This is a genomic window from Rhodococcus sp. MS16 (assembly GCF_013277795.1).
Lineage (GTDB): Bacteria > Actinomycetota > Actinomycetes > Mycobacteriales > Mycobacteriaceae > Rhodococcus_F > Rhodococcus_F globerula.
On sequence record NZ_VBTM01000001.1, the window covers coordinates 603042 to 626704 of the forward strand.

At 62.9% G+C, this 23663-nt stretch carries 23 protein-coding genes and 1 riboswitch; of the genes, 21 read left to right on the plus strand and 2 right to left on the minus strand.

Annotated elements, in window-relative coordinates:
• Positions 1–4: 4 nt before the first annotated feature.
• The 6 genes from FEZ60_RS02870 (at position 5) to FEZ60_RS02895 (ending at position 6967) form a co-directional block, all read left to right on the plus strand.
• On the plus strand, positions 5–2023 hold the full coding sequence (locus tag FEZ60_RS02870) for a primosomal protein N' (protein ID WP_172935479.1): 2019 nt from the start codon (positions 5–7) through the stop codon (positions 2021–2023).
• 19 nt (positions 2024–2042) lie between these two features.
• Positions 2043–2184, plus strand: a riboswitch (cobalamin riboswitch).
• 12 nt (positions 2185–2196) lie between these two features.
• Positions 2197–3300, plus strand: coding sequence for an ABC transporter substrate-binding protein (locus FEZ60_RS02875; RefSeq protein WP_172935480.1), 1104 nt, complete (start codon positions 2197–2199; stop codon positions 3298–3300).
• 101 nt (positions 3301–3401) lie between these two features.
• Positions 3402–3995, plus strand: a complete 594-nt coding sequence (locus tag FEZ60_RS02880; RefSeq protein ID WP_045067677.1) for a PadR family transcriptional regulator — start codon at positions 3402–3404, stop codon at positions 3993–3995.
• A 96-nt stretch (positions 3996–4091) separates the two neighbouring features.
• Positions 4092–4625: a glutathione peroxidase gene (locus tag FEZ60_RS02885; protein ID WP_033232146.1), complete on the plus strand. Its 534-nt coding sequence runs from the start codon at positions 4092–4094 to the stop codon at positions 4623–4625.
• Between the two features lie 468 nt (positions 4626–5093).
• Entirely contained in the window at positions 5094–5549 is a 456-nt protein-coding gene (locus tag FEZ60_RS02890) for a MarR family transcriptional regulator (protein WP_033232145.1), read from the plus strand.
• Positions 5546–6967, plus strand: a complete 1422-nt coding sequence (locus FEZ60_RS02895) for an MFS transporter (RefSeq protein WP_172935481.1) — start codon at positions 5546–5548, stop codon at positions 6965–6967. Before FEZ60_RS02890 ends, FEZ60_RS02895 begins: the two co-directional genes overlap by 4 nt.
• Before the next feature lie 12 nt (positions 6968–6979).
• Here the strand turns inward: FEZ60_RS02895 and FEZ60_RS02900 are convergent, their stop codons facing one another.
• Positions 6980–7624, minus strand: a complete 645-nt coding sequence (locus FEZ60_RS02900) for a TetR/AcrR family transcriptional regulator (RefSeq protein WP_172935482.1) — start codon at positions 7622–7624, stop codon at positions 6980–6982.
• A gap of 125 nt (positions 7625–7749) precedes the next feature.
• Between FEZ60_RS02900 and FEZ60_RS02905 the strand changes: the two genes are divergently transcribed.
• Both FEZ60_RS02905 and FEZ60_RS02910 read left to right on the plus strand, forming a co-directional pair.
• Positions 7750–9189: an MDR family MFS transporter gene (locus tag FEZ60_RS02905; RefSeq protein ID WP_172935483.1), complete on the plus strand. Its 1440-nt coding sequence runs from the start codon at positions 7750–7752 to the stop codon at positions 9187–9189.
• A 69-nt stretch (positions 9190–9258) separates the two neighbouring features.
• Positions 9259–10224 (plus strand): alpha/beta fold hydrolase, encoded by a 966-nt coding sequence (locus FEZ60_RS02910; protein ID WP_172935484.1) that lies wholly within the window; start codon positions 9259–9261, stop codon positions 10222–10224.
• Positions 10225–10246: 22 nt separating this feature from the next.
• Here the strand turns inward: FEZ60_RS02910 and FEZ60_RS02915 are convergent, their stop codons facing one another.
• Positions 10247–10453, minus strand: a complete 207-nt coding sequence (locus FEZ60_RS02915) for a hypothetical protein (protein WP_094272784.1) — start codon at positions 10451–10453, stop codon at positions 10247–10249.
• Positions 10454–10744: 291 nt separating this feature from the next.
• Here FEZ60_RS02915 and fmt point away from each other — a divergent pair, with 291 nt between their 5' ends.
• From fmt to whiA, 13 genes are all read left to right on the plus strand, one after another.
• Positions 10745–11668 carry a methionyl-tRNA formyltransferase gene (gene fmt, locus FEZ60_RS02920; protein ID WP_095886253.1) on the plus strand — a complete coding sequence of 308 codons (924 nt, stop codon included), beginning with the start codon at positions 10745–10747 and terminating at the stop codon, positions 11666–11668.
• Complete coding sequence (locus FEZ60_RS02925; RefSeq protein ID WP_033232140.1) at positions 11665–13107, plus strand: transcription antitermination factor NusB; 1443 nt, start codon at positions 11665–11667, stop codon at positions 13105–13107. The genes fmt and FEZ60_RS02925 overlap by 4 nt, the downstream gene beginning before the upstream one ends.
• 94 nt (positions 13108–13201) lie before the next feature.
• Positions 13202–13549: an MmcQ/YjbR family DNA-binding protein gene (locus tag FEZ60_RS02930; protein ID WP_033232253.1), complete on the plus strand. Its 348-nt coding sequence runs from the start codon at positions 13202–13204 to the stop codon at positions 13547–13549.
• Between the two features lie 64 nt (positions 13550–13613).
• Entirely contained in the window at positions 13614–14297 is a 684-nt protein-coding gene (gene rpe, locus FEZ60_RS02935; RefSeq protein ID WP_033232252.1) for a ribulose-phosphate 3-epimerase, read from the plus strand.
• A 10-nt stretch (positions 14298–14307) separates the two neighbouring features.
• On the plus strand, positions 14308–15360 hold the full coding sequence (gene ribD, locus FEZ60_RS02940; RefSeq protein ID WP_033232139.1) for a bifunctional diaminohydroxyphosphoribosylaminopyrimidine deaminase/5-amino-6-(5-phosphoribosylamino)uracil reductase RibD: 1053 nt from the start codon (positions 14308–14310) through the stop codon (positions 15358–15360).
• Between the two features lie 6 nt (positions 15361–15366).
• Positions 15367–15975: a riboflavin synthase gene (locus tag FEZ60_RS02945; protein WP_033232138.1), complete on the plus strand. Its 609-nt coding sequence runs from the start codon at positions 15367–15369 to the stop codon at positions 15973–15975.
• A gap of 151 nt (positions 15976–16126) precedes the next feature.
• Positions 16127–17401 (plus strand): bifunctional 3,4-dihydroxy-2-butanone-4-phosphate synthase/GTP cyclohydrolase II, encoded by a 1275-nt coding sequence (locus FEZ60_RS02950; protein WP_033232137.1) that lies wholly within the window; start codon positions 16127–16129, stop codon positions 17399–17401.
• Positions 17398–17895 (plus strand): 6,7-dimethyl-8-ribityllumazine synthase, encoded by a 498-nt coding sequence (ribH, locus tag FEZ60_RS02955; RefSeq protein WP_033232136.1) that lies wholly within the window; start codon positions 17398–17400, stop codon positions 17893–17895. The genes FEZ60_RS02950 and ribH overlap by 4 nt, the downstream gene beginning before the upstream one ends.
• Complete coding sequence (locus FEZ60_RS02960) at positions 17892–18359, plus strand: PH domain-containing protein (RefSeq protein WP_033232135.1); 468 nt, start codon at positions 17892–17894, stop codon at positions 18357–18359. Before ribH ends, FEZ60_RS02960 begins: the two co-directional genes overlap by 4 nt.
• A 75-nt stretch (positions 18360–18434) precedes the next feature.
• The gene (gene uvrC / locus FEZ60_RS02965; RefSeq protein ID WP_116103195.1) at positions 18435–20597 is read left to right on the plus strand and encodes an excinuclease ABC subunit UvrC; all 2163 of its coding nucleotides are present in this window, start codon (positions 18435–18437) and stop codon (positions 20595–20597) included.
• A complete protein-coding gene (rapZ, locus tag FEZ60_RS02970; protein ID WP_172935485.1) occupies positions 20594–21493 on the plus strand; it encodes an RNase adapter RapZ in 900 nt (299 codons plus the stop codon). The genes uvrC and rapZ overlap by 4 nt, the downstream gene beginning before the upstream one ends.
• Positions 21490–22545 (plus strand): uridine diphosphate-N-acetylglucosamine-binding protein YvcK, encoded by a 1056-nt coding sequence (gene yvcK, locus FEZ60_RS02975; RefSeq protein ID WP_095886256.1) that lies wholly within the window; start codon positions 21490–21492, stop codon positions 22543–22545. The genes rapZ and yvcK overlap by 4 nt, the downstream gene beginning before the upstream one ends.
• Positions 22542–23519: a DNA-binding protein WhiA gene (gene whiA / locus FEZ60_RS02980; RefSeq protein WP_172935629.1), complete on the plus strand. Its 978-nt coding sequence runs from the start codon at positions 22542–22544 to the stop codon at positions 23517–23519. Before yvcK ends, whiA begins: the two co-directional genes overlap by 4 nt.
• Positions 23520–23663: the final 144 nt, after the last annotated feature.

Sequence of the window (23663 nt, forward strand, 5' to 3'; positions counted from 1 at the left end):
GCGGGTGGGCGCGGAAAGAGTAGCGGCAGAGGTTGATCCGGTTGCCCGGGTGCTCCCGATGCTCCCGCTCGCCCACCTCGACCGAGAGTTCGACTACCTCGTTCCCCGTGAACTCGAAGCGGATGCGCAACCTGGTGTACGGGTGCGCATCCGCTTTGCTGGTCGTCTGGTCGACGGTTTCATCGTCTCCCGCGAGGCGACCAGCGATCATCAGGGCAAATTCGGGTGGCTCGAACGTGTCATTTCGGCCGAGCGAGTTCTCACCGTCGAGATAGCGCAACTGGTCGACCGCGTTGCCGAACGCTATGCAGGCACCCGGGCCGACGTGCTTCGACTAGCCGTTCCGCCGCGTCACGCCAAGGTGGAAGGCGAGCCGTGGGAACCGAGCGGCGAGATCGCCGCGCCTACGTTGGACGAACGAGGCTGGCACCTCTATCAGTACGGCGACGCGTTTGTCACCGCTGTCCGCGAACTGCGTGCTCCGCGAGCGGTGTGGCAGGCATTGCCCGGTGAGGATTGGCCGTTGCGGTTGGCGGAACTCGCCGGTTCGGTGGCGTCGGCAGGCAAGAGTGCGGTCATCGTCGTTCCGGATCAGCGCGATCTCGATCGAGTTCTTGCCGCCTGCGAGAAAGTATCCGGACCTGAAGCGGTAGTAGGACTTTCAGCGGGACTTGGCCCGGCTATGCGCTATCGGCGGTGGCTTGCGGCGCTTCGCGGAAGTTCCCGCATCGTCGTCGGCACCCGAAGCTCCGTTTTTGCCCCCACGCCGGACACCGGCCTTGTTGTCGTGTGGGACGACGGCGACGACAACCTGTCCGAGCCCCGCTCGCCCTACCCGCACGCCCGTGAATCCGCGGTATTGCGCGCGCATGTGGCCGGGTGCGCCGTGGTGATCGGCGGTTTCTCCCGAACTGCGGAGTCTCAGGTGCTCGTCGATTCGGGGTGGGCCCACGATTTGGTCGCCGCTCGGGATGTGGTCAGGCACTGCTCACCCAAGATCACCGCATTGGCGGATAGTGATCACGCGTTGGCCCGCGACCCCGGTGCGAGGGCAGCACGGTTGCCGGCGATCGCTTTTGCCGCGGCCAGGCGAGCATTGGCCGACGGCCGTGGCGTGTTGGTGCAGGTGCCGCGTCGCGGGTACGTTCCGACACTCGCGTGCGGGAAGTGCCGGGCACCGGCGCGGTGCCGTCGTTGCAACGGACCGTTGGCGTTGCCATCTGCGGCAGGTCCCGACGGTGCCGGAATTCCCGAGTGCCGCTGGTGCGGCGTCGCCGACGCGGCCTACCGATGCCATGCGTGTGGAGCCAAGGCGTTGCGTGCCGTTGTGGTCGGGGCGGGCCGAACAGCTGAGGAACTCGGTCGCGCGTTCCCCGGGGTGAAGGTTGTGCTGTCCGGTGGCGGCGATGTGGTCAAGGAAGTTGCGCAGGGCCCGGCGCTGGTGGTCTCGACCGTCGGCGCAGAACCTGTGATGACCGGGGGCTATGGTGCTGCTTTGTTGCTCGACGGGTGGGCATTGCTCGGGCGCGCAGATCTTCGCGCCGAGGAAGAGACTCTGCGGCGCTGGATGTCTGCCGCCGCCTTGGTGATTCCACTGTCCGACGGTGGCGAGGTAGTAGTGGTCGCGGATTCGGGAATCCCGACAGTTCAGGCTTTGGTCCGGTGGGATCCGGTTGGGCACGCCCGCAGTCAGTTCGACGAACGCGACGAGGTCGGCTTTCCGCCTGCCGTCCATCTGGCGGCCATCGACGGTGGTAGCGCCGCGATTACTGAACTGGTCGCTTCTGCCGATCTGCCTGCGAGCGCGGTTCTCCTCGGTCCTGTGGAATTGCCTGCGGGGGAGAGGCTTCCGTATTCCGGTGAGGACGAGGCGGGCGTAGCTCCCGAGCGTCTGCTGATTCGAGTGCCGCGCAAGGACGGCCGGGCACTGGCTGACGCTCTAGCTCATGCTCGCGCAGCCCGGAGCGCCCGAAAATCCTCCGGACCTGTGCGTATTCAGATTGACCCGCGTCGAATCGGCTGAGAAATTTCTTGGTGGCCTGGCGCTTTGCATGATTGCGGATGTGTGCTGCCTATACTGACCACTGTCTGACGAGGGAATACCGGTGAGAATCCGGAACTGACGCGCAACGGCGATGGGATTTCCCACGAGTCCGAATACTCGTCCGGCACCACATCGAGGATGGCGATTGCCACATGTCGGGCTCCGCGACCGAGCCCCTGATCGAAGGACGACTTTCCGTGCCCACCGCACCACTGACGCGCGCACTCACTGCCGCGACCGGATTGCTCTGCACCACCGCACTACTGACCGGGTGCTCCAGCGCTACTGCGCCGGACGCCGCGACCCCGACTACCGTTGCTGCTGATGCAGCGGGCCCTACAAGTTACCCGTTGACACTCGAAAATTGTGGTGTGTCAGTGACATTCGATTCGGCGCCGCAACGAGCTGTGTCGCTGTACCAGAGTGCGACGGAGATTTTGCTCTCGCTCGGTCTCGGCGACCGGATGGTAGGCACCTCCACCTGGTTCGATCCTGTTCTCGCTCCTCTCGCGGCCCAGAACGACCTGGTGCCGAGACTGGCCGACAATGACGCATCGCTCGAAGTGGTACTCGACACCGAACCCGATCTGGTGACGTCGGCGAGCGCCCACACCTTCACCTCCGCCGTTGTCGCGGAACGCTCCCGATTCGCGGAACTGGGAATTCCCACGTATCAGTCGCCGTCTGTCTGTACCGATGCCGTCGTGGAGGGGGAGAACGTCTCGCGTACCGCGACTCTGACCATCGACACGCTGTACCGGGAGATTCGTGAGCTTGCGGCGATCTTCGACGTGCAGGATCGTGGCGCCGAGTTGATTGCCGAACTGCAGTCGCGGCTATCGGAAGCGGCGGCCGGTGTTGCCGGTTCGGGAAGAACGCTCGCTTTCTGGTTCTCCGGACTCGAGGCTCCGTACATGGCCGGATGTTGTTCGGCCCCAGGTCTTCTTGCCGACGAGGCAGGCGCCGTCAACGTATTTGCGGATCTGTCCGACGACTGGCCGGAAGTGAGTTGGGAGGCGGTAGCCGACCGCGACCCGGATGTGTTGGTGCTCGGTGACCTTCACCGTCGGCGAGTAGACGGTGATTCGTTGGAAACAAAAATCGCCTTTCTCGAATCGAATCCGGTGACCGCGCAGATGACTGCCGTGCGGAACCGCAACTACGTCACATTGTCCGGGGCCGAGATGGATCCAGGGATCCGCGAGATCGACGCACTGGAAAAGCTCGCAGACGGACTGCGCTCGACGGTGGGCTGATACTGCTCGAGACATTGCACCTTTACTGCTCGAGACATTGCACCTTCGATCTGTGCGATATATCGTCGAACTATCAGCGATATCGGCGAAGGGTAGCAACAATGGACAGGCATTTTCCCGACGGCGACCGTGGGCGCGGGCATCGTCGAGGGCGGTTCGGGCCCGACGGCGGACCTGGCCCAGGGTTCGGTCCCGGCGCGCACTTCGGACGTGGGCGCGGACGCGGCGGGCGCGGGCGTCGAGGTGACGTTCGCGCGGCTGTTCTGCTCCTCATTGCCGAAGAACCGATGCACGGCTACGAACTGATTCAACAGATCGTCGAACGCAGTGGCGGAGTGTGGAAGCCGAGTCCGGGATCGATCTACCCCGCACTGTCGCAACTCGAAGACGAAGGCCTCGTGATCATCGACAAGGTCGCCGGACGGAAGACTGCAAAACTCACCGAGGAAGGTGCCGCGTACGTCGAGCAGCACCGGGCGGATCTCGGTGCACCGTGGGACGAGGTTCGCGACAGCGTCGGCGCTCCAGAGCAGGATCTGCGTGAGCTGATCGGGCAACTGATGGGTGCTGCCGGTCAGGTCGCCGCAGTGGGTACACCGGCGCAGGTCAAGGCCGCTGCCGATGTTCTGATCGAAGCGCGTCGAGCGTTGTATCGCGTTCTTGCCGACGACGGGTCCACCGATACCGACAGTTGAGTGCGGCACTCGTGTTGGTGTGTCCGGTCACTATCGCCGGCGAAGCATGAACTACCTTGGGTAGCAATATAATCACTTCGATAATCAGGAGAGTTCATGAGTGTCCACGACTTTGCCGTCAAGGCTGCCGACGGATCCACCGAGGATCTGAGCCAGTACAAGGGCAACCTTCTGTTGGTCGTCAACGTGGCAAGCAAGTGTGGATTCACACCGCAGTACGAAGGCCTCGATGCCCTGTACCGGGAGAACAAGGACCGCGGCCTTCGGGTCATCGGATTCCCGAGCAATCAGTTCGGAGATCAGGAGCCTGGCCAGGACGCTGAGATCCAGGAGTTCTGCAGCACGACCTACAACGTCACCTTCCCGGTGTACGCAAAGATCGAGGTCAACGGAGACAACGCGGACCCGCTGTACGAGCACCTCCGCAGCGAGGCACCCGGTGAATTCGGGCCCGAAATCGGATTCCTGTTCGAGCACGTCAGCAAGACGCGCCCCGAGGCGATCGGTACCGACGAAGTGAAGTGGAACTTCACGAAGTTCCTCGTCGATCGTGACGGAGCGGTAGTTCGCCGGTTCGAGTCGACGGTCACCCCCGAGCAGATCGCCGAGGAAATTTCGGAGCTGCTGTAATTTCCGGGCTGCTGTAAGCAGGACTATCAACTGAATATTCAGTCGTAATCCCGGGAGTCCCCTGCGTGGTCTCCCGGGATTGCTGTCTTAAGCGTCGGACCTGTTGATTTCGATTGCACAACGCAGCACAACGTGCCAAAGTTCGTCGAGATCGACGTCGGCGATTGCGAAACCTTTTGCGGTGGAATGGTGGTCTTGCCCGATCAATCCGGCTAGTTCGGCGAAACCCGGGTGCTGACGTACAACCTCGTATTGGTTCCAGGTTCCGTAGGCCATGAGTTGGCCGGTTTTGTTGATCCACAATTGGATGGGTGCGTACCGGAGTCCATAGGGGTGGCTCGCAACGTCATGTCACCTCACAAAATTTGACAGATAGTCTGTTGAAAAAATTTCGATAGAGACAGCTCACATCCAAGACCTTAGAAGAAATAAGCAGCTACCCTGGCTAATGAGACTAGGGAGAATCGCATGGACGAACGTGCCGACCGGCTGCGGGAAGACGTGGCGCTGTTCAGTCGAAGGATTCGGACGAAGAGTTCCGGGCATTTGTTGACGCCAACCCAACTGCAGGCGCTGGCACATCTGGATCGGGTGGGCGCGATGAGTGCGCGTGCGCTTGCCGATTTGGAGCGGGTAGTGCCGCAAACAATCGCCCGGACTGTGCTTCTCCTCGAGGAGAAGGGGATGGTGACGCGCACCGTCGATCCACATGATGCTCGCGCGAGTTTGATCTCGATCACGGACATCGGCCGCAGGACCTTGGACGTGGACCGCGCCGCCCGTAGTGAATGGCTTACGTCCGTGCTGACGGAGGAGTTCACTGACGTCGAACGTGAGTTGCTTTATCTCGCAGGACGTTTGCTGCGGCGTGCGGCTGAGTCGACCGATACAACACCGGCGCAGGAGTCAGTGATGCGCGCATGACTGCCGTCGAGGACCAGGCAGATACCAAGGCCTTGCCTGTTCCGTTCCGGGTGAGTGGTGCGGCAGCGACCGGCAGCATTCTGCAACCGCTGAATTCGTCGATGATTGCCGTGGCAATTGTTGGTATCGCCGCTCAGTTCGGGTCGAACGGCGGCGTTTCCTGGATCATCTCCGCGATGTACATCACGACCGCTGTTGGTGCCCCCATGATGGGTCGGCTCGGTGCATTGCTGGGCGCTCGCCGGGTATTTCTCGGAGGCTTAGCCCTGGTCGCCATCGGATCGTGCGTCGGGATGCTTGCCCCGAATGTCGGTTGGTTGATCGGTGCGTACGTGATCCTCGGATTCGGCATTTCAGCCCACATGCCCAACGCGATGACCATGGTCCGCAGCTACTCCGAGCGCTACGGGCGCCAGCCGCGTACGGCGATTGCAACGTTGGTCGTCTGCAGTCAGTCCGTTGCGGCTCTTGGTCCCACTGTCGGTGGTCTCCTTGTGGGGGCTTTCGGGTGGCAATCGATCCTGTGGGTGAATCTTCCCGTCGTCGTGCTTAGTGCTGTTGTGGTTATGCGTGCTGACGTGGGCTTTGCCGGCGGTGGGCGAGTGTCGGTTCGGGAAGCGCTCCATGCTCTCGATGTGGTCGGAATCGGATTGTTCCTCGTGACGATTACGTCGACGATGGTGCTGCTGGTTTCGTTGCCGGGGAACCCGACGTGGTGGCTGCTTCCCGTTGCGGTGACGGGACTCGGTCTCTTTGTCTGGTGGGAGCACCGCGCTCCGGAGCCGTTTCTGGATGTCGAGGCCCTGGCACGTAATCGCGCGCTCAGTGCCACTCTGGGTCGGACATTGCTCACGTACACGTGCTTCTACTGCGTCTTTTTCGGAATTCCACAATGGCTGCAGTACGCGCGGGGGATGAGCCCGATCGAGGCCGGCTTGACGATGCTGCCCGTCGCGGGGGTCAGCGTGGTGGCCACCATGATCGGGTCTCGCACATACCGGCGGTACGGCGCCCGTCGCACTCTGTTTGTCGGTACGTGTGCGCTGCTGGTCGGCGGGGTGTTGATCGCTTCGGTCGAAAGCTCGACTGCACCGGTCTTGGTGCTTCTCCTTGTTGCCGCAGTACTTGGTATACCGAACGGTTTCAACAACATCGGCAATCAAAGCCTGATCAATGCGGTGACAACCGTGGACGAAGTTGGTGCGGCTATCGGCGTTTACCGCACAGTCGCGTTCATCGGCGCGAATCTTGCGGTTGTGGTGTTGCAGGTAACGGCCGGTCATCAGATCGACGACGCTGGTCTGCACCGGACTGGATGGTTCATCGCAGTTTCAGGATTGGTCCTTCTTGTCGGGATCATGTTCTCGCGCAACATGGGACCGGCCCGCGCTGTCGATTCCCCGAGTTCGTCTGCCTGATCTCACTGTCGATCAGCTCGCTGCGGCGCGTCGCAGATCTTCGCACGTGCTCCGGTAAATCTGTGCCAGATCAGCCTCGGCGCCGTTGTCCAGGCGTTCTGCCCAGGTATCGACCGCGATACGTGTTGTCATCGCGGCACTTTCGACGAGTAGTCGAGCGTAAGGGCGGGCATTCTCGCCGCCGAGTTTGATGGCAACTCGGTCCGTCAGTTGGATCAGTGCCATGGATTCTGTGGCAAATGACGATGCGCACAGATGGGGGTCGGATGCGAGGAGGCGCCGAACTCGCAGTATTCGATCTCGCCTGTCAGGCGAGGCCTCCAGTCTCTCGATGATGTTCCCGTAGATTTCCTGCATCCCTGTCAGAGTCACGTCGTCGGCAGGGATCGCATCGAGCCATTCGACGATTTCCGTCTCGAACTCGACCTCGACGCTGAGGGCCGAGTCTTCCTTGGTGGCGAAGCATCGAAAAAACGTGCTGGGCGAGACTCCGGCGCGGCGCGCGATTTCGTCAACCGTCGTCGCCGACGAGCCGTGGAGTTCGAAAAGTTCCAGAGCGGCCCGGGATATCTCGAGGCGAGTTTCCTGGCGGCGGCGTTCCCGCAGGTCGGGAGCGCGTTTTGCCGCGGGGACCTTGATGCTGTCGTGTGTGGTCATCCGCAGTCCTCCATGCGGCTCAACTTACCAGCCGAAATCAACTTGACAGTGACTCTCAAGATGATTGATATTGTCAGTTAAATAAGTTGATTTGTCTTCTAAGACCAGAGAGTTCTCAGTAGCGCATGCATATTCAAGAGACGGAAGCCCAACCGGAATCGGTTGACCTCGACCGCGGTAGCAAATTGTTGATCACCGTGCTGGTCGTCGCAGCATTCGTGATGATCCTCAACGAGACGATCATGAGCGTGGCACTGCCACGTTTGATGGTGGACCTGGACATCACCGCCAGCACAGCACAGTGGCTGACCACTGGATTCATGCTGACCATGGCCGTCGTGATTCCGACGACGGGCTACCTGTTCCAGCGATTCACTCTTCGGCAAGTATTCGCAGCAGCGATGACGCTCTTCAGCGTCGGCACGCTCCTCGCGGCGTCCGCACCCGGATTCGAACTTCTTCTGGCGGGTCGAGTGATCCAAGCCGGTGGTACCGCCATCATGCTTCCACTCCTCATGACCACGGTCCTGCGTGTTGTTCCCGCCCATAAGCGCGGCGCCATGATGGGCGTCATCTCCATCGTGATCGCCGTCGCTCCGGCGATCGGTCCGACACTCTCCGGTGTGATCCTGCGATCGCTGGACTGGCGCTGGATGTTCTGGCTTGTGTTGCCGATCGCCCTGGTTGCGTTTGCCATCGGCTCCGCGTTGGTCAAGAACCTCACCACTACCGGCGCAGCACCGTTCGACGGGTTGTCGGTTGTATTGTCCGCGTTGGCATTCGGTGGCATCGTCTACGGACTCGGTAGTCTCGGACATTCCGCCGAGGGATCCGGCGTGCCGGTGTGGGTACCGCTGGTTGTCGGTGTCGTGGCGCTGGTCGTGTTTGTTCTGCGTCAGTTGTCGCGGCAAGAGGACGGGCGCGCCCTCCTGGACATGCGGCCATTCCTCACGCCGACGTTCAGCATCGGATTGGCCATGTTGGCGATCAGCATGATGGCCCTGTTCGGTGCGCTGATTCTGCTGCCGTTGTACCTGCAGAATGTGCTCGGCCTCGACACGTTGAAGACCGGTTTGTTGCTTCTCCCCGGTGGTTTGCTCATGGGCATCCTGGCACCGTTCGTCGGTCGGGTCTTCGACCGCGTCGGTCCGCGCCCGCTGGTCATCCCCGGTGTCGTCGTGGTCAGCGCCGCGTTGTGGCTGATGACGCTCCTCGACACAGAGACCGGCTTGCCGATGGTTGTCGGCATCCATTCGATGCTGATGGTGGGTCTGGCATTGGTGATGACTCCGCTGATGACGTCGTCGCTCGGATCGGTCCCGTCGGAGTTGTATTCCCACGGCAGCGCGATATTCAATACCGGCCAGCAGCTGGCCGGTGCGGCGGGAACCGCGCTGTTCATCACAATTATGTCGAACACAGCCGCCTCCCAACTCGCCGATGGTGCGACTGACGTCGCTGCTCAGCAATCGGGTATCCACACAGCATTCATGTGGGGTGGCGTCATATCCCTGATCGCGGTGGCAGGCTCGTTCTTCATCCGGAAGCCGGCAGTGACCAGCTAGGGATGCGTGTTCGTCTGCACTTATGATTGGCCTTGGTGTGGATCGGGATCGGGGCGGGAGTGCTGAACTATGTCGGGTAGAACAAGAATTGCAGGATTGGTGTTGGCTAGCGCCTGTCTGGTAGCGCTACCAAGTGTTGCCGGCGCGCAGTCCGGGGCGAGCGTTCCCACACACGTCGGACCGGCACAGATAAGCCGTCACGCGGCAACCGCATATGCAGAGACTCACCCCGATTCGGCTCCGGCCGGGTCCAATAATTTCGACTGCAGGCCTACGGCCGAGCATCCACGTCCGGTGTTGCTTGCACATGGCACGGACACTCAGGCGTACACCGACTGGGCCGCTGTGGCGCCGGCGCTCGCTGCCGACGGCTATTGCGTTTTTGTTCTCAACTACGGCGGGGATCCTGAGGAAGATACCTTCGGTGTCGGCGACATCGTCTCGAGCGCAAGCGAATTCAGTGCCTTTGTCGATCAGGTGAGATCGAGGACGGGCGCTGATCGCGTCGACGTCATCGGGTACTCGCAGGGCGCCACGGTAACTCGGTACTACACCAACAAACTTGGTGGTTCGCAGTTTGTCGACCACTGGATCGGGCTGGCCTCGCCGACGTACGGCGGTGTGATGTTCGGGCTCGTGCCACTCGTTCGGGCAATACCCGGCGGCGAAGAATTTGTCGAGGACACTTTCTCGGTTGCCGTGCGCGAGCAGATGGAGGGATCGGATCTGCTGCGCAGTCTCAACAACGGCGGCGACACCGTGCCAGGGGTGCGGTACACCACCATCGGCTCGCAGGTCGACGAAGTGATCCAACCGTCAGGCAACATCGCGTTGCGGGACTCAGGCGCCGAGAACATCGTCCTGCAGGACCTTTGCCCGCAGAACCTGACCGGGCACTTCCGGATGCCGTACGACCCCTACGTGATCGACATCATCCGCACCTCGCTCGATCCCGATGCCGAGCGGCACGCACCGTGTACGGCCGTCCCGCTCGGCACCGATATTCCGCAAGTGGTGATCGACGCCAACTCTTGACGTCGCCTGCGACAGGCTTCGCTTACTCGGCGAGTTTGGCCGCTGCCTGCGCCCACAGGAAGAACTTGTTGGTGCCCAGATCGCGGACCGTTTTGATATTGAATGCGGCCTTCAAATGCTCGGCGTCCGAATCACTTACGCCGTTCAGGGCCGCTACCGGAGCGTCGGCCAAGTCTTCGACGGATTTTCCTGCGTACGCCTTGTCGAACTTGCTGTCGATCCCTGCCATCGAAGTTCCTCCGTGTGGTCGGTGCATGTTCTTCTTGCCGCGCGACGCCCGGTGGCGACGCCAGAAACAGTCAATACCGTCGGTCGGTGAATCTGCAGCGTTCTGATCAAAGAATTTGCTGAGAATTGCGCGTGACATGGCGCGCGGTACAAGCTGGGCTCAGCACTCCCTAGACTGAGGGTTCCATTCGTACAAAATCCGGGAGCGCTTTCGTGACTTGCAGTCCACCACGTTCGAGCGGCCAGCGAGCTGATCACAGTCTCTGCAGCCCTGAGAATAGGGAGGGCTGACATGCGCGTTGTATTCGCCGGAACGCCGGAACCTGCCGTCCCGTCCTTGCGTCGACTCATCGAGTCGGCCAATCACGAGGTCGTTGCCGTGGTGACGCGTCCTGACGCCGTCGCCGGTCGCGGACGGAAAGTCACCCGGTCACCCATCGGCATGCTCGCGGACGAACACGGCATTCCGGTGTTGACTCCCGCCAAGGCGTCAGATCCCGAATTTGCGGCCGAGCTGAAAAGCTACGAGCCGGACTGTGCGCCTGTTGTCGCTTACGGAAATCTGTTGCCGCAGAACGTACTCGACATCCCGAAGTTCGGTTGGGTGAATCTGCACTTCTCGCTGCTTCCCGCGTGGCGTGGTGCTGCGCCGGTGCAGGCAGCGATCAGCGCCGGTGACGAGGTCACCGGTGCCAGCGCCTTCCGCCTCGAAGCGGGCATGGACACCGGACCGGTGTACGGCGTGATGACCGAACGCATCCGCGACACGGACACTGCCGGCGATCTCCTAGGGCGACTGGCCGAAGGTGGCGCCGGCCTGCTCGAATCAGTGCTCGACGGAATCGAAGCCGGTGCAATCACGGCGGTTCCTCAATCCGACGACGGCGTCTCGTACGCGCCGAAGGTGACCGTCGACGCGGCCCGGGTGCGCTGGGATCGTCCCGCTGCGGCAGTTGACCGCCACATTCGGGCGGTCACGCCTGCGCCGGGCGCGTGGACGATGATCGGTGACCTGCGGGTCAAGCTCGGACCGGTCACCGTGACTGACGACGTACTGGCAGTCGGCGAGATCGCAGTACGCAAGGACGGTCTGTACATCGGTACCGCTACGACGGCGGTGCGACTTGGGCAGATACAGCCCCCGGGCAAGAAATTGATGTCGGCAGGGGACTGGGCACGCGGTGCCCGACTCGACGCGGAGGTACGAGCAGCATGACCGAATCACGACGACCAGCCCGCCAGGCCCAAGGCCCCGGCGACAAGCGGAACGGGTCGCGAAACAACAAGCCGAAGCAGGCCAAGCGGCCAGATCCGACGGCTGGACTCGATCAGCCGCGTCTCGCAGCCCTCGACGTGCTGCGCGCGGTCCGTGAGCGCGACGCTTACGCAAACTTGGTTCTGCCCGGATTGCTACGCGATCGCAAACTCGACTCCCGTGATGCTGCCTTGGCAACAGAACTGGCGTACGGCGCTGCCCGCGCGCAGGGGTTGCTCGACGCTGTGATCGTGCACGCGTCGGGTCGTCCGATCGAGGAAATCGACGGCAACCTTCTCGACGTGCTGCGGTTGGGTTCTTACCAACTGCTGCGCACGCGCGTTGCGCCGCACGCTGCCGTCGCAACGTCTGTCGACCTCGCGCGCGCTGAATCCGGCCAGGGGCGAGCAGGATTCGTCAACGCGGTACTGCGCCGGGTGTCCGAACGCACTCAGGACGAGTGGGTGGAACTGCTGGCGCCGAAGGACCCGATCGGGCACCTCGCGTTCGAGCACGCGCACCCGGTGTGGATCGCACAGGTCTTCGCCGATTCGCTCGGCGCTGCGGCCGGTGAACTCGAAGACGTCCTGATTGCCGACGACGCCCGCCCCGCCGTGCACCTCGTTGCGCGGCCCGGCGAAATCTCGGCCGAAGAGCTGGCGCTGGTCACCGGCGGCGAGATCGGCCCGTACTCGCCGTACGCCGTGCATCTGGACGGCGGCGATCCTGGCCAGCTCGATGCGGTGCGTCAGGGCTTGGCCGGCGTGCAGGACGAAGGCAGCCAGCTGGTTGCCCGCGCCCTGACTCTCGCACCGCTCGACGGTGACGACGGTGGCCGCTGGCTCGATCTCTGCGCTGGTCCCGGCGGCAAAGCAGCGCTTCTCGGAGCACTGGCAGGAATCGACGGTGGGCGCCTCGACGCCGTCGAACCCGTCGCCCACCGCGCGGAACTGATCCGCAAGACCACCCGTGAGCTACCCGTCGACGTACACGTGGCGGACGGCCGCGAGTCCGGCCTCGAACCCGGCTACGACCGCATCCTCGTCGACGCGCCGTGCACCGGACTGGGCGCGTTGCGTCGGCGTCCGGAAGCGCGGTGGCGTCGCCAACCGTCGGATGTCGCCCCGCTGGTGAAGTTGCAGCGTGAATTGCTCGCCGCGGCAATCGAATTGGTGCGTCCCGGTGGTGTGGTGCTGTACTCCACGTGCTCGCCGCACTTGTCGGAAACGCTGGCCGTTGTTGCCGATGCGGTCCGCCGTCATGGCGTCGTCGAACTCGACACCAAGGAGCTGGTGCCCGGTGTGCCGGACGTCGGCGACGGCAATTCGGTTCAATTGTGGCCGCACCGCCATGGCACGGATGCAATGTTCATGGCGGCATTGCGTAAACCACTGGCGTAGGTAGCTGTGCGCCGTTTCGGTAGCGGGACCGACCAAAACGGCGCACAGGGGTGGGGAGGTGACTTCCGGCCCCCGGAGTCGTATGGTTCCCTCCATGGTTACGTGGGAACAGGTTGTCGTACTCGCTTCGGCGCTTCCGTCAGTGGAGGAATCGACGTCGTACAACACCCCAGCACTCAAGGTGGCAGGCAAGACATTTGCGCGCTTGCGAACCGAAGCCGAGGGCGCATTGGTCGTGATGTGTGGTCTGGACGAGAAAGAGGCGCTGCTCGCCAGTGGGGAAGCGCCGTTCTTCACGACGGATCACTACCACGGGCACGGTTCGATCCTGGTGCACCTCGAACTGATCGAGGAGGATCAGTTGGCGGAAATGCTCGAGGACGCATGGCGGATCAAGGCTCCGTCGAAGGTGCGCAAGCTTCGCGCCGCAGTCAAGCACTGACAGATTTTCGACCGCACCGACGGGCGTGCACAGGGGCGCAGACGCCACGGCTAAACTCGGGCACGTGGCTTCCCCGATGATTGCACCGTCCATTCTGTCCGCCGATTTTGCACGCCTCGCCGACGAAGCGGCCGCCGTTGCCGGTTCTGATTGGCTTCACGTCGACGTGATGGACGCGCATTTCGTTCCGAATCTGACACTGGGTCTTCCGGTGGTCGAAAGCCTGCTCAAGGCAACGGATATTCCGCTCGACTGCCATCTGATGATCGACAACCCCGAGCGCTGGGCGCCGCCGTATGCCGAGGCCGGTGCATACAACGTCACGTTCCACGCCGAAGCCACCGATGATCCGCGTTCGGTTGCCCGCGACATTCGCGCTGCCGGTTCCAAAGCAGGTCTGAGCATCAAGCCCGGAACCGACATCGAGCCTTACCTCGAAATCCTCAAAGATTTCGACACGTTGCTGATCATGAGCGTCGAGCCAGGCTTCGGTGGGCAGTCCTTCATGCCGCAGGTCCTCGAGAAGGCCCGCACGATTCGTAAGCTCGTCGACTCGGGCGAGCTGAAACTGCTTGTCGAGATCGACGGCGGCATCAACGCGGACACGATCGAACAGGCCGCAGAAGCGGGCATCGATTGCTTTGTCGCCGGTAGCGCCGTGTACGGCGCGAGTGACCCCGGAGAAGCTGTGCGCAAGCTTCGTGCGCAGGCCGCATCCGCGTCGCCGCACCTGACGCTGTCGGTCTGAGAACACCGACATGGCAAAGGCTGTTCCGGTGTCGAGTTCTGATCTCGACGCCGCAATGCAGATCGCGTTGACTGCTGCTGATTCCGCACGCGGGTTCACCAGCCCCAACCCGCCCGTGGGCGCCGTCATTCTGGGCGCCGACGGAACCATTGCGGGCGTGGGCATGACTCAGCCCCCAGGTGGTCCGCATGCGGAGATCGTGGCTCTTACCGAAGCCGGCCGGGCAGCGCGCGGCGGCACGGCGGTGGTCACGCTCGAACCTTGCAACCATCAGGGGCGGACCGGGCCGTGTTCACAGGCGTTGATCGACGCCGGTGTGGCGGCCGTGGTTTATGCCGTCGGCGACCCCAATCCTGAAGCGTCCGGTGGTGCGGCGACGCTGATGCGCGCCGGAATCTCGGTCACGTCCGGACTACGAGCAGCCGAGGTCGAAGCGGGTCCGCTGCGCGCCTGGCTGCACAAGCAGCGCACCGGCCGTCCGCACATCACGTGGAAGTACGCGGCGAGCCTCGACGGCCGCAGCGCTGCCGAAGACGGCACGAGTCAATGGATCACGGGTCCGGCTGCTCGAGCACGCGTACATGCCCAGCGGGCGCAGGTCGACGCAATCGTGGTGGGTACCGGCACGGTCTTTGCAGACGATCCCTGGTTGACCGCGCGTCAGCCGACGGGGGACCTCGCGGCCCATCAGCCGGTGCGCGTGGTAGTCGGGAAGCGTGAAATACCTTCGACTGCAAGGATTCTCGACGACGCGGCTCCGACGCTGATCTTGAATACGGAGAGTATCGACGAGGTTGTCGAGGCGCTCACCGAATATACGGACGTGCTGCTCGAAGGCGGACCACGCCTGGCGGGTGCATTCCTGGCCGCAGGGTATGTCGACGTCATCGAGGCGTACATCGCTCCGATCCTGCTCGGCGGGGGAGCGTCGGCGCTGGTCGACGCGGGAGTACACACCATCGCCGACGCCCGCCGGTTCCACTTGGAGTCCGCGGTAACGATCGGCCCCGATATTTTGTTGAGTCTGGTTCCGGAGAATTCCGCTCCGGGGAACGAGGAGTAGGCAAGCGTGTTCACTGGAATTGTTGAAGAACTCGGCGAAGTTGTCGCCAAGGAAGAACTGGTCGACGCCGCACGCTTCACGGTGCGCGGACCGTTGGTCACCTCCGACGCCGGTCACGGCGATTCGATCGCGGTGAACGGCGTCTGCCTCACGGTTGTCGACGTACTCGACGACGGTTCCTTCACTGCAGACGTCATGCAGGAGACGCTGAACCGTTCGAGCCTCGCGAGCCTGGCAGTCGGCAGCCGCGTCAATCTCGAGCGCGCAGCAGCACTCAACAGCCGTCTCGGCGGACATCTCGTGCAGGGCCACGTCGACGGTACCGGCCACGTCATCTCCCGTTCGCCGTCCGAGAACTGGGAGATCGTGCGAATTTCGCTGCCCGAGTCCATCTCGCGGTACGTCGTGGAAAAGGGGTCGATCACCGTCGACGGTGTGTCCCTGACGGTGTCGGCGCTGGGAGGTGAGCGTGGGTTCGAGTACTTCGAGATCTCGCTGATCCCGACGACGTTGGAGTTGACGACACTCGGAACCGCGACGATCGGCACACCGGTCAATCTCGAGGTCGACGTGATCGCGAAATACGTCGAACGGTTGCACGCGGCCGGTAGGTAGGACCGCCTCGATCGGGTCTTGACGGACGGTCGTAGGGTTGGTAACAGGGTTGGTCAGTAGGCTTGGCCAGTAGGGTTGTCGGTGCATCCACATCGGATGTACTCGTTGTTTTCGATGATGACTAGTAGTCAAGACTTTGGAGTGCGAGCACGTGACCAGGTTCGACAGTATCGAGCGCGCAGTAGCAGATATCGCTGCAGGTAAAGCTGTTGTCGTTGTGGACGACGAGGATCGTGAGAACGAGGGCGACCTGATCTTCGCCGCAGAGAAAGCCACTCCTGAACTGGTGGCGTTCATGGTTCGGTACACGTCCGGTTATCTCTGTGTTCCGCTCGACGGAAACGACTGCGACCGTCTGGGCCTGCCCCCGATGTATGCGACCAATCAGGACAAGCACGGCACTGCATACACGGTGACCGTCGACGCCCGTGAGGGAATCGGCACCGGCATCTCGGCGTCGGATCGCGCTGCGACCATGCGCCTGTTGGCTGATCCCAACTCCGGGGCCAACGATTTCACCCGTCCCGGCCACGTCGTACCGCTGCGCGCGAAGGAAGGCGGAGTTCTCCGTCGTCCCGGACATACCGAAGCCGCAGTCGATTTGGCTCGCATGGCTGATCTTCGTCCCGCCGGTGTCATCTGCGAAATCGTCAGTCAGAAGGACGAAGGCGCAATGGCTCAGACGGACGAGCTGCGCGTGTTCGCCGACGAGCACAACCTGGCGTTGATCTCGATTGCCGATCTCATCGCGTGGCGTCGTAAGCATGAAAAGCACGTCGTCCGCATTGCCGAAGCCCGTATCCCGACGCGTCACGGTGAGTTCACCGCAGTCGGCTACACCAGCATCTACGACGAGGTCGAACACGTTGCGCTGGTGCGCGGCGACATCGCCGGCCCCGACGGTGACGGCAGCGATGTTCTCGTGCGCGTCCACTCAGAGTGCCTGACCGGTGACGTGTTCGGCTCACTGCGCTGCGATTGTGGTCCGCAGCTCGATGCCGCGCTGGACATGGTGGCGCAGGAAGGCCGCGGCGTCGTTCTGTACATGCGCGGACACGAGGGTCGCGGAATCGGCCTTATGCACAAGCTGCAGGCGTACCAGTTGCAGGACGCCGGCTCAGACACTGTCGACGCCAATCTCGAACTCGGGCTCCCCGCTGACGCCCGTGACTACGGCATCGGCGCGCAGATCCTCGTAGATCTGGGTATCTCGTCGATGCGTCTGCTGACCAACAACCCGGCCAAGCGTGTCGGCCTGGACGGTTACGGACTGCAGATCACCGACCGGGTTCCGATGCCGCTGCGCGCCAACGCCGAGAACCTCACGTACCTGCGCACCAAACGCGACCGGATGGGCCACGATTTGATCGGCCTCGACGAGTACGAAGCTGCTCAGGAAGCCGTCAAGCAGGACGGTGCGGTATGAGCGGTGAGGGACAGCCCCAGCTGGCTATCGCCGAAGCGAAGGACTTGAAACTGGCGATCGTTGCGGGGCAGTGGCATGCGACGATCTCCGAAGCGCTGATCGCGGGTGCTCAGCGGGTGGCCGCAGAGGCGCAGATCAAAGATGTGACGTTGATCCGCGTCGCCGGCGCCATCGAACTGCCCGTCGTTGCACAGGCGTTGGCCAAGACGCACGATGCCGTTGTTGCGCTCGGTGTGGTCATTCGCGGTGGTACACCGCATTTCGAGTACGTCTGTGACGCGGTGACAGCTGGTCTGACGCGGGTCTCCCTCGACGAGAGCACACCGGTCGGCAACGGAGTCCTGACCACCGATACCGAACAGCAGGCCCTGGATCGTTCCGGTTTGCCCGGTAGTGTCGAGGACAAGGGTGCGCAGGCCTGTGCCGCAGCATTGGACACGGCGGTCACCTTGCGCCACCTACGACAGCCATGGACTGAGGATTCGTTTCGATGAGCACACCTGACGACAACTGGGAACTGATCGCGAAACCGCGCAAGTCGACGCGATACGCGATCGGGGTTGCGGCTCTCCTGGTCATCGTCCACGTCACTCTGGCAGTCTCGCTGCGAAGCGGATCGACAGGCGTGTACTTCCGCGCGGCCGATCAGCTTGCCATGGCCACCATCGGCTGTGTTCTCGCCGGTGGTGTTCTGCTGCTCACCCGACCTCGGGTGCGAGCGGGTCAACGGGGTATCGCGGTTCGCAACATTCTCGGCGAGAAGATCGTCGAGTGGGATCTGTTCGAAGGCCTGTCGTTCCCTGACGGTGCCGCGTGGGCCAGGATCGAACTGCCGGACGACGAGTACATGCCGGTCATGGCGATCCAGTCCAACGACCGCGAATACGCGGTGGACGCCGTCGTGAAGCTGCGCGAAATCGCTGACCGCTACGCCCCGGCAGCACACGAAAGCAACTGACGTTCGCCAGGCCGATTCGTCGGACACCACCTGCGTGTTTCCGAATCGGTCGGTGGCGACGACTAACGTGGAACTGTGCCGGATCCTTCGACTTATCGCCCCGCCACCGGAACAATCCCGGTGGCGCCTGGCGTCTACAAATTTCGTGATCCGCATGGTCGGGTCATCTACGTCGGCAAGGCCAAGAGCCTTCGTTCGCGTCTGAACTCGTACTTCGCGGACGTCACGACGCTTCATCCCCGCACCAGGCAGATGGTGACCACGGCCGGCAGTGTCGAGTGGACGGTCGTCAGCACCGAAGTCGAAGCGCTACAACTCGAATACAACTGGATCAAGGAATTCGATCCGCGGTTCAATGTTCGCTATCGCGACGACAAGACGTATCCCGTTCTTGCGGTCACGCTGAACGAAGAGTTTCCGCGGCTGTTCGTCTACCGCGGTCCACGGCGCAAGGGTGTCAGGTACTTCGGTCCGTACTCGCACGCGTGGGCCATCCGAGAAACACTCGACCTATTACTTCGGGTGTTCCCGGCCCGTACGTGTTCGGCCGGAGTGTTCAAGCGCCACAACCAGATCGGCAGACCGTGTCTGCTCGGGTACATCGACAAGTGTTCTGCGCCGTGTGTGGGCCGTGTCAGCCCCGAGGAACACCGGCAGATCGTCGAGGACTTCTGCGACTTCCTCGCCGGGCGCACAGACAAGTTGGTGCGTGACCTCGAGAAGAAAATGCAGCAGGCGTCCGATGACCTCGATTTCGAGACCGCGGCGCGACTACGCGACGATATCGGAGCCCTCCGCAAGGCGCTCGAAAAACAAGCCGTAGTGCTCGGCGACGGCACCGATGCCGACCTCGTCGCGTTTGCGACCGATGACCTCGAGGCCGCGGTCCAGGTATTCCACGTGCGCGGCGGTCGGGTGCGGGGTCAACGCGGCTGGGTAGTGGAGAAGGCCGGTGACGCCATCGACTGGGCAGCTCTCGACGCAGACTCCGACCTCCCCATTCTGGTCGAGCAGTTCCTGACCCAGTTCTACGGCGAGCAGGCATCCCTCGAACCGGGGAGCGACCCGGAATCGGGTTCGAGCGCCGTTCCTCGCGAGGTGCTGGTTCCGGTACTCCCTCCCAACGCCGCCGAGATCCAGGTGTGGCTCAGCACCCTTCGCGGTTCTCAGGTTCAGCTGCGAGTTCCGCAGCGCGGCGACAAGAAGGATCTCGCCGAAACCGTGCAGCGCAACGCGAAAGAAGCTCTGGCGCAACACAAACTCAAGCGAGCGGGAGATTTCACGTCACGATCGGCCGCGCTTCAAGGTATCCAGGAAGCCCTCGATTTGGACTCGGCGCCGCTGCGGATCGAGTGTGTCGACATCAGTCACGTTCAGGGCACCGACGTCGTTGCCTCGCTCGTGGTGTTCGAAGACGGCTTGCCCCGCAAATCCGATTACCGCCATTACGCGATCAAGGAAGCCGCAGGCGACGGGCACTCGGACGACGTCGCGAGCATCGCCGAGATCACGCGTCGACGGTTCCTCCGACACAACCGTGACCTCGGAATCCTGGCCAATTCGGCCGCAGGTATGGACGCGGACGGCGGCGACCTGGCGCCGGAAGCGGCGATCGATCCTCAGACCGGTCGACCACGACGCTTTGCCTATCCGCCCAATCTGTTTGTGGTTGACGGTGGTGCGCCGCAGGTCAATGCCGCCGCCGCCGTGCTCGACGAGCTCGGTGTCACCGACGTAGCCGTCGTCGGACTCGCGAAACGACTCGAAGAAGTGTGGGTGCCTAACGAGGAGGATCCGGTGATCCTGCCTCGGACCAGTGAATCGCTGTACTTGCTGCAACGAATCCGCGACGAAGCGCACCGCTTTGCCATCACGTTCCACCGCAGCAAGCGTTCGCGGCGAATGACGGCGTCGGTGCTCGATTCGGTCAAGGGACTGGGGGAGACCCGGCGAACCGCGCTCGTGTCCCATTTTGGTTCCGTGGCAAAACTCAAGACCGCGACCGTCGAGGAAATCATGGAGGTCCCCGGCATCGGTGCCGCTACGGCGCGGGCCGTACTCGACGCGTTGGGCGGCGAACCTGCGCAGACCGTCAACCGAGCGGAAGCGCTCCCGGGCGGGGTAGGGGATGATAAACAGGACGTGGAGTTCGAAATGTCGGATCAGCTGGTTCGGCAGTTACCGGACTCCGTGTCGAGCGAACCATCCATATCGACGACGGGGCAGAGTGCCGAGTGACCACAGACAGCGCAAACGACAGCCGAACCATGGACTTTCTCTTGGTCACGGGATTGTCCGGCGCCGGACTGAGTACTGCAGCCAAGGTTCTCGAAGACCTCGGCTGGTATGTAGCGGACAACCTACCGCCCGAATTGATCTCGCGAATGGTCGGATTGAGCCTGACGTCTGATCCACCGGTTGACCGACTTGCCGTGGTGATCGACGTGCGGTCTCGACTGTTCACCGGTGATCTCGGCTCGGTCCTCATGGAATTGGAAGCCGCGCCGATCCACACGCGTGTCCTCTATCTGGAGGCGTCCGACGACGTTCTGATCAGGCGGTTCGAGCAGGTTCGCCGTAGCCACCCGCTTCAGAACGAGGGCGTCGATGGCACACTCGCAGAAGGTATCGCCGCGGAGCGTCGGCAGTTGGCCGTGGTCAAGGCTGCCGCCGACTTGGTGATCGACACGTCTGCGCTCAAGGCACATCAATTGCGGCAGAAGATCGAAACGGCTTTCGGGGTCGAGGCGAACCGAACCATGAAGGTCACCGTGCAGTCGTTCGGGTTCAAATACGGTTTGCCCATCGACGCGGATCTCGTGTGCGACGTGCGTTTCCTGCCCAATCCGCATTGGATTCCCGAACTCCGCGATCACACCGGCCAGGAGGCCGGCGTTCGCGATTACGTCCTGTCTCAGGACGGCGCCGAAGACTACCTCGACACCTATCTGCATCTGCTCGACCTGACGATCGCCGGATATCGTCGAGAAGGAAAGCGCTACATGACAATTGCTGTGGGTTGCACCGGTGGGAAACATCGAAGTGTGGCCATGTCCGAGGCTCTTGCACGCAAGTTGGGCAGTGAGGCCGACATCGCGGTCAGCATCGTGCACCGAGATCTGGGCCGCGAATGAGCGGTTCGACGGGGCAGGATCTTCGGGGACCCGCGGTCGTCGCTCTCGGTGGTGGTCACGGACTGTTTGCGACGCTGCAAGCTGTTCGCCGACTCACCTTCGACGTGACTGCCGTGGTCACTGTCGCAGACGACGGCGGCTCGTCCGGTCGCTTGCGCGCCGAACTCGGTGTGATCCCGCCTGGTGACCTTCGGATGGCGCTGGCGGCGTTGGCTGCCGACGAACCCGATGTCAGGGACTGGACGCGCACCATCCAGCACCGTTTCGGTGGTGTCGGCGCGTTGGCCGGGCATTCGGTGGGCAACCTGATTCTGGCCGGCCTCACCGAGGTGCTCGGCGACCCGGTTCAGGCGCTCGACGAGATGGCGCGACTGTTGCGGGTGCGCGGGCGGGTGCTGCCCATGTCGCCGATCGCGCTCGACATCGAAGCCGACGTTCAGGGTTTGGAAGAAGACCCTCGCGTCAGCCGGTGTATCCGCGGTCAGGTTGCAGTGGCGACCACGCCGGGAAAGGTGCGACGCGTGCGGCTGTTGCCGGCAAATCCGCCCGCGAGTCCCGACGCGGTGGCTGCCATCGGACGAGCTGACCTCGTGGTGCTCGGACCTGGCTCGTGGTTTTCCAGTGTCATCCCACACGTGCTCGTCCCGGAATTGGTCGATGCTCTCTCGTCCACCGAAGCCCGAAAGGTGCTCGTTCTCAATCTTGCTCCGGAACCTGGGGAGACGGCCGGATTCTCGGCAGAGCGTCACCTGCACGTACTCTCCCAGCATGTGCCCGATTTCCGGGTTGACTACGTCGTCGTCGATTCTGCGTCGGTTCCGCCGGGACGGGAACGTGAACATCTGGCGCGGGCAGCGCAACAATTTCACGCCGAAGTCCGATATGCGGACGTCGCCGATACCGCGGCGGGTTCGGCGCATATCCACGATCCGGTGAAACTCGCCGAGGCCCTCGCCCAACTGACCGGGCGGACAGGCACTCTCGAACCGGCCAATGGGGCCGGCACCGATCATCCAACAGCAGAACAGAGGGAGAACACTTCGTGGCAATGACAGCGGAGGTCAAGGACGAACTGAGCCGGTTAGTGGTGACTCAGGTCAGCTGCCGAAAGGCTGAGGTCTCCGCACTGCTCCGATTTGCCGGCGGACTCCACATCGTCGGTGGCCGGGTTGTCGTCGAGGCCGAGGTGGATCTGGGATCCACCGCGCGTCGGCTACGCCGCGAGATCTTCGATCTCTTCACCTACAGCGCCGACGTTCACGTGTTGAGCGCGGGTGGGCTGCGAAAATCAGCCCGCTACATCGTGCGCGTTGCCAAGGAAGGCGAAGCCCTCGCACGCCAGACCGGGCTGCTCGATCTGCGTGGCCGGCCGGTCCGCGGCCTGCCGGCTCAGGTTGTCGGCGGAAGCGTCGGTGACGCCGAAGCAGCTTGGCGCGGAGCATTTCTCGCACACGGTTCCCTGACCGAACCAGGCCGGTCCTCGGCGCTCGAAGTGAGCTGCCCCGGGCCCGAAGCGGCACTCGCGCTGGTCGGTGCTGCTCGCCGTCTGGGGATCTCGGCGAAGGCCCGCGAAGTGCGTGGAACGGATCGCGTCGTGATCCGCGACGGTGAGGCGATCGGTGACCTCCTGACCCGGATGGGCGCTCAGGACACTCGCCTCGTCTGGGAAGAGCGTCGGATGCGCCGCGAAGTGCGGGCAACGGCCAACCGGCTCGCGAACTTCGACGACGCCAACCTGCGACGCTCGGCTCGGGCTGCCGTGGCGGCCGCCGCGCGTGTCGAGCGGGCCCTGGAAATCCTCGGTGAGGATGTTCCGGATCATTTGGCTGCCGCAGGTGCCCTGCGCGTCGAACATCGCCAGGCGTCGCTCGAGGAGTTGGGACAGCTCGCTGACCCGCCGATGACGAAGGACGCTGTCGCGGGGCGTATCCGGCGTCTGCTGTCGATGGCCGATCGCAAGGCGAAGGAAACCGGCATTCCGGACACTGAATCCGCAGTCAACTCGGAGCTACTCGAAGAGGGATGATGGTCCCTCGCCGGCGGGGTCTTCAGGGTGGGCTGCGCACTCTGGAGCCAAGCACATTAGGGTAAGGGTCACATCGACCGATGAACCCCACGTCCGCGTCGTGCACACACGGATTCGGAACTGCGTGGGTCAAGTTGCACACCA

Bases quoted from the DNA above. Each gene is read 5' to 3' on its own strand.
- FEZ60_RS02875 (WP_172935480.1), top strand. From the start codon at position 2,197: ATGTCGGGCTCCGCGACCGAGCCCCTGATCGAAGGACGACTTTCCGTG.
- FEZ60_RS02880 (WP_045067677.1), top strand. From the start codon at position 3,402: ATGGACAGGCATTTTCCCGACGGCGACCGTGGGCGCGGGCATCGTCGA.
- FEZ60_RS02885 (WP_033232146.1), top strand. From the start codon at position 4,092: ATGAGTGTCCACGACTTTGCCGTCAAGGCTGCCGACGGATCCACCGAG.
- FEZ60_RS02890 (WP_033232145.1), top strand. From the start codon at position 5,094: ATGGACGAACGTGCCGACCGGCTGCGGGAAGACGTGGCGCTGTTCAGT.
- FEZ60_RS02895 (WP_172935481.1), top strand. From the start codon at position 5,546: ATGACTGCCGTCGAGGACCAGGCAGATACCAAGGCCTTGCCTGTTCCG.
- FEZ60_RS02900 (WP_172935482.1), bottom strand. From the start codon at position 7,624: ATGACCACACACGACAGCATCAAGGTCCCCGCGGCAAAACGCGCTCCC.
- FEZ60_RS02905 (WP_172935483.1), top strand. From the start codon at position 7,750: ATGCATATTCAAGAGACGGAAGCCCAACCGGAATCGGTTGACCTCGAC.
- FEZ60_RS02910 (WP_172935484.1), top strand. From the start codon at position 9,259: ATGTCGGGTAGAACAAGAATTGCAGGATTGGTGTTGGCTAGCGCCTGT.
- FEZ60_RS02915 (WP_094272784.1), bottom strand. From the start codon at position 10,453: ATGGCAGGGATCGACAGCAAGTTCGACAAGGCGTACGCAGGAAAATCC.
- fmt (WP_095886253.1), top strand. From the start codon at position 10,745: ATGCGCGTTGTATTCGCCGGAACGCCGGAACCTGCCGTCCCGTCCTTG.
- FEZ60_RS02925 (WP_033232140.1), top strand. From the start codon at position 11,665: ATGACCGAATCACGACGACCAGCCCGCCAGGCCCAAGGCCCCGGCGAC.
- FEZ60_RS02930 (WP_033232253.1), top strand. From the start codon at position 13,202: ATGGTTACGTGGGAACAGGTTGTCGTACTCGCTTCGGCGCTTCCGTCA.
- ribD (WP_033232139.1), top strand. From the start codon at position 14,308: ATGGCAAAGGCTGTTCCGGTGTCGAGTTCTGATCTCGACGCCGCAATG.
- ribH (WP_033232136.1), top strand. From the start codon at position 17,398: ATGAGCGGTGAGGGACAGCCCCAGCTGGCTATCGCCGAAGCGAAGGAC.
- FEZ60_RS02960 (WP_033232135.1), top strand. From the start codon at position 17,892: ATGAGCACACCTGACGACAACTGGGAACTGATCGCGAAACCGCGCAAG.
- yvcK (WP_095886256.1), top strand. From the start codon at position 21,490: ATGAGCGGTTCGACGGGGCAGGATCTTCGGGGACCCGCGGTCGTCGCT.
- whiA (WP_172935629.1), top strand. From the start codon at position 22,542: ATGACAGCGGAGGTCAAGGACGAACTGAGCCGGTTAGTGGTGACTCAG.